Annotated in this window: 4 protein-coding genes and 1 pseudogene; 1 reads left to right on the top strand and 4 read right to left on the bottom strand. The window is 58.2% G+C overall.

The features are described from left to right. Positions 1-1,627, top strand: a pseudogene (locus VHB22_RS02940) (excinuclease ABC subunit A); the annotation flags it as partial. 79 nt (positions 1,628-1,706) lie between these two features. Here the strand turns inward: VHB22_RS02940 and VHB22_RS02945 are convergent. From VHB22_RS02945 to cbiM, 4 genes are read right to left on the bottom strand one after another with little or no spacing between them, the layout of a single operon-like run. Beyond that, positions 1,707-2,483 carry an ABC transporter ATP-binding protein gene (locus tag VHB22_RS02945; RefSeq protein ID WP_325455460.1) on the bottom strand — a complete coding sequence of 259 codons (777 nt, stop codon included), beginning with the start codon at positions 2,481-2,483 and terminating at the stop codon, positions 1,707-1,709. After that, positions 2,480-3,199 (bottom strand): cobalt ECF transporter T component CbiQ, encoded by a 720-nt coding sequence (gene cbiQ / locus VHB22_RS02950; RefSeq protein WP_325455461.1) that lies wholly within the window; start codon positions 3,197-3,199, stop codon positions 2,480-2,482. The genes VHB22_RS02945 and cbiQ overlap by 4 nt, the downstream gene beginning before the upstream one ends. 53 nt (positions 3,200-3,252) lie before the next feature. After that, entirely contained in the window at positions 3,253-3,897 is a 645-nt protein-coding gene (locus VHB22_RS02955) for a cobalamin biosynthesis protein CbiM (RefSeq protein ID WP_325455462.1), read from the bottom strand. Position 3,898: 1 nt separating this feature from the next. Then, positions 3,899-4,513 carry a cobalt transporter CbiM gene (gene cbiM / locus VHB22_RS02960; protein WP_325455463.1) on the bottom strand — a complete coding sequence of 205 codons (615 nt, stop codon included), beginning with the start codon at positions 4,511-4,513 and terminating at the stop codon, positions 3,899-3,901. Between the last annotated feature and the right edge of the window lie 31 nt (positions 4,514-4,544).

Below are 4,544 nucleotides of genomic sequence, written 5' to 3' on the forward strand. Positions count from 1 at the left end.
GGCGAGCCGCGATGCGGCGGTTGAACGTCGGGTCGCTGCCGGCGGTTCGGCGCATAAGAGTGCGCCCGACGTGCGTCGCACGCCCAATCTTTCCGACGAAAAGCGGGTGGCCGCGCAACGCGTGGCGTCTGAATTGCTCGAACGGCTCGGGCCGCTGATCGACCTTGGTCTCGGATACATTTCGCTCGACCGCAGCACGCCGACGCTCTCCTCCGGAGAGCTGCAGCGCCTGCGCCTCGCGACCCAATTATCGTCGCAGCTTTTCGGCGTGGTCTATGTGCTCGACGAGCCGTCGGCGGGGCTGCATCCGGCGGACGGCGAAGCCTTGCTCACGATCCTGCAGCGCCTCAAGGCCGCCGGCAACTCGTTGTTCGTCGTCGAGCACGATCTCGACGTGATCCGCCATGCCGAATGGTTGGTCGATGTCGGACCGGGCGCCGGCGAGAAAGGTGGCCGGGTCATCTACAGTGGGCCAACCGCGGGGCTGGCTGATGTCGAGGCTTCTATCACGCGTCGTTATCTGTTCGATAAACAGACTGCGGTCGAGCGGACGCCGAGAAAGCCTAAGGGATGGTTGCACCTAGAAGGTGTGGCGCGCAACAACCTACATGATCTCGATGCCGCGTTTCCGCTCGGCTGCTTGACGGCAGTCACGGGCATCTCGGGCTCGGGCAAATCCAGTCTTGTCAGCCAGGCGCTTCCCGAACTGGTGAGCGAGCGGCTCGGGCGTCCGCTTGCCGTGTCCGAGGAGGAGGTTGATCCCCTGCTTTCGATGGCACAGGAAGCCACCACAGGACACCTCGCGAGCAGTATGGATCACATCCGCCGTCTTGTTCAGGTGGACCAGAAGCCCATCGGGCGCACGCCGCGCTCCAATCTCGCAACCTACACCGGCCTCTTCGATCATGTCCGCCAACTTTTTGCCGAGACGCCCATAGCGCGACGGCGCCGCTACGGCGCAGGCCGGTTCTCGTTCAACGTCGCACAGGGCCGTTGCCCGACCTGTGAGGGCGAAGGCTTCGTGATGGTCGAGCTGCTGTTCCTGCCCAGCGTCTATGCGCCGTGCTCGGTCTGCAACGGCAGCCGGTACAATTCGCAGACGCTTGAAGTCGAATGGCATGGCCGCAACATCGCGCAAGTACTGCAGATGACCGTAGACGAAGCCTGCGCATTCTTCGCCGATGAACCGCAGGTGCTGCGACCGCTCAACGTGTTACGTGAAATCGGACTCGGCTATCTGCGGCTGGGGCAGCCGGCGACGGAACTCTCAGGCGGAGAGGCGCAGCGCATTAAGTTGGCGACCGAACTACAGCGCGCGCAACAAGGCAATACGCTCTATATCCTCGACGAACCGACCTCCGGCCTCCATCCTGCTGACGTCGACCGCCTGATGCGCCAACTGCAAGGACTTGTCGATGCGGGAAACACCGTCGTCATTGTCGAGCATGACATGCGGGTTATCGCGCAAGTGGACTGGGTCATCGATCTTGGGCCTGGAGCGGGAGAAGACGGGGGGCGCATCATCGCCAGCGGCACGCCCGACAAAGTTGCTAATGTAGCGAATAGTCGGACGGCGAAGTACCTGAAACCGCTCGTGCCCCAAAGCGGGAACGGAAATAAAAAGTAGCCAATGTCCGAGCCCGGATCATTGCTCATTTCTTCCAGATGTCGGCCATTCAGCAATCTCAAGGCAGTTCACAGCCTGCCTAATGCATCTTCTTCAGCTGAGAATGTTGCGCGGTGTCGTGCGACGCGATGTGGTCGTGATCTTGATGTTCATGCCCCGGAGCGTGAATATGGACATGATCATGTATATGAAGATGGCGGTGAATCTCAGCGGCCACGAGACTGCCCTCCCGCAGACTTACCGCACGGGTGGCAAGTTTCTCGATAAAACTTCGGTCATGCGAAACGATCACCATTGCGATCGGTAGCGAGTTCAAAATTTCGCTCAGCCGAGCAAGATGGGTCTCATCGAGCGCGTTTGTGGGTTCATCGAGCAAAAGAACCTCGGGCCTCATGGCAAGGACAGAGGCCAGCGAGACCAGTCGCTTTTCGCCACCAGAAAGTCGATGTGTTATGCGATCAGCGAGGCTGACAAGATCAAGTTGCGCCAGCGTATCTTTGGCCCTGGCCGTCGCGGCAGCCTGCGACATTCCGAGGTTTAATGGACCAAAGGCGACATCATCGATGACGGTTGCACAAAACAGCTGATCATCTGGATCCTGGAACAGAAATCCGGCTTTTGTCCGCACTTCGCGGAAAGAAGCCTCTGTTGTCCTTTCTGATCCGAATGCAAAGACATTCCCTTGCACCGGCCTCTCGAGTCCGACAAGCGTACGCAATAGTGTCGTCTTACCACAACCGTTGGCACCGACAAGTGCGACGCGCTCTCCCGCAGCCACGGAAAGCGACACATCGTTGAGCACGGCGCGCCCACCCCGAACGACCGTGACGCGGTTCAGTCCGAGGAGGCGACTCATAGGAAATGTCCTGCGCCGATCAGGCCAGCGACCACACCAGCAGTGACACTGACGCACACGGCATCGCGCCACGTCAGACGGCCGTCCGCTGCTAGCGAGTACCGCCCGTTGAACGCACGACATCGCATAGCTTCTTCAATGCGCTCGGCGCGATCGAGTGATCGGATTAATATCATGCCTGCAAGATTGCCGTATGCGCGCCACGTATGCCACGTCGAAGAAGGGACAAAGGCTCGGGCTCGCATTGCCTCGAGCAACCGTTCCATCTCTCCGCGAAAAACGCCCATATACCGTACTGTGAAGAGAAATAAGTGCACGAGCTTATACGGAAACCCTAAACCAGCCATAGCGTAGCCAAGCCTGGCCGGTTCCATGGAGCCAAGCAGCGCAAAGACTGCAATCACCGATGCGTTGGCCTTGAGGGCTATCACGCATGCGTGCAGCAATCCTTCTTTCGAGGCGGAGAAGGAACCGATCGAAAAGACCGTTTCGCCCGGCGTGGAGAATGGAAGCAGCAAGAATAATACCAGCATAAAGCCTTCAACGTGCAACAAGCGATGTCCAATTGCGACCATCGGCTGGCCTGCTAACGGCACTAACGCCAACGAAAGCAGCACTGCAATGAACAGATCAGGAAGACCTTGAATAGATAGCAGCGCCAAAATAAAAGCCAGCACTGCACCAAGACGCACACGCGGATCAAGGCAGCCGAGCACAGAACGCTCTAGGATCTCCGGAGCGGCATCGCCGCAATCTGTGTGTCCTCCGCTCATACAAGCCCTTTCGTGCCGGATTTATCGTTTTCAGTCGATCGTCTTAGATCAGTAGACCGCCGAGCCGACATCCACATCGCAACGCCGGCGAGCCCAAAGATCATACCGATACCCCCAACGATATCGTTGAAGCGAATCCGAGAGTCGGCGACCGAGAAGGCTTCAAGCAATGGCCGCACCTGTCTTGAAACGGCGCGGTCAACGGATCGATCAACAAGCACTCCGATTTCGGCGGGGGAACTACATGCCGGCTCCCCAGAGGCAGCGGGAATGGGCTTCCCTACCCCGAGCGTCCCGACAGGCAAAGACAAAGCGTCGGATGCATTGGGATCGAAGCGATCCACATCAAGTGTCGACTGTGCCATATGGCCGTCGCCGGCGTTGACAGTAACAATAATTGTCTGCGGTTTTTGAGGATGCCAGTTGAATCCGCCATTATCGTCCGTGTTCCCGCGATACAGTTCCTTACCTGACTTGTCCTGGACGATCAGCAGGGCTTTTCTCGGACGGCCCCCGCCAACAAAAAACGCATAGCCCGTAATCGAGCCGTCTTCGACTGTCGCAAACACCTTTAGCAGATGTGCTTCCGCGGGGAGATTTGCGGTGAGGAGCAGTAAGACGGCAAGCACAAAACGCGTCATCTTAAATCCCTATCTCGCCCTTCAACAGCTCGGGTTTTACGCGACGGATGAAAACAACAGCAAAGCCGGTGATTACGCCCTCGCCAAACATCAAAGGAATGTAAGTTGCAAGCATGATCCGCGCTGACGGAACATAGTCCGATGACGAGAGCGCCAAGCACAATGCTACCAAGCCCCCCGTGCCCATTACCGCCAGGCCAGCACAGATACCTGCCAACACGGCAGCTCTTGTAATGCTACCTCTGGAAATCGCGGGAGCAAATATCGCCGCAAGCACGACCCCCGGTAGCGCCATATTGACGGTATTGATGCCCAGCGTTGTTAAGCCGCCAAAACCAAACAAAACCGTTTGTAGAATGAGCCCTATGAGAACCGCGGGAAACGTCAACGAACCAATGATCAGGCCCATCAAACCACCAAGCAACAGATGCACGCTGGAGGGGCCGACCGGAACCGCAAATAGAGACGCCACAAAAAACGCCGCCGAGAGGATCGCTGTGCGCGGAATCGCCTTATCGTCCAGGTGCCTTAGCGAAACGCCGACGCCAGCAGCAGCGATAATGCCACCGCCGATGAGAACGGGCACCGAGAGCACACCATCAGGAATATGAGCCAAGCGAGCACCTACGGGTTTGTCGACTGCCTCA

The organism is Hyphomicrobium sp., from assembly GCF_035548195.1.
Classification (GTDB): domain Bacteria; phylum Pseudomonadota; class Alphaproteobacteria; order Rhizobiales; family Hyphomicrobiaceae; genus Hyphomicrobium_B.

What these genes read in the sequence shown, in the direction of transcription:
- VHB22_RS02945 (WP_325455460.1), bottom strand. Translation starts at nt 2,483, where the DNA reads ATGAGTCGCCTCCTCGGACTGAACCGCGTCACGGTCGTTCGGGGTGGG.
- VHB22_RS02955 (WP_325455462.1), bottom strand. Translation starts at nt 3,897, where the DNA reads ATGACGCGTTTTGTGCTTGCCGTCTTACTGCTCCTCACCGCAAATCTC.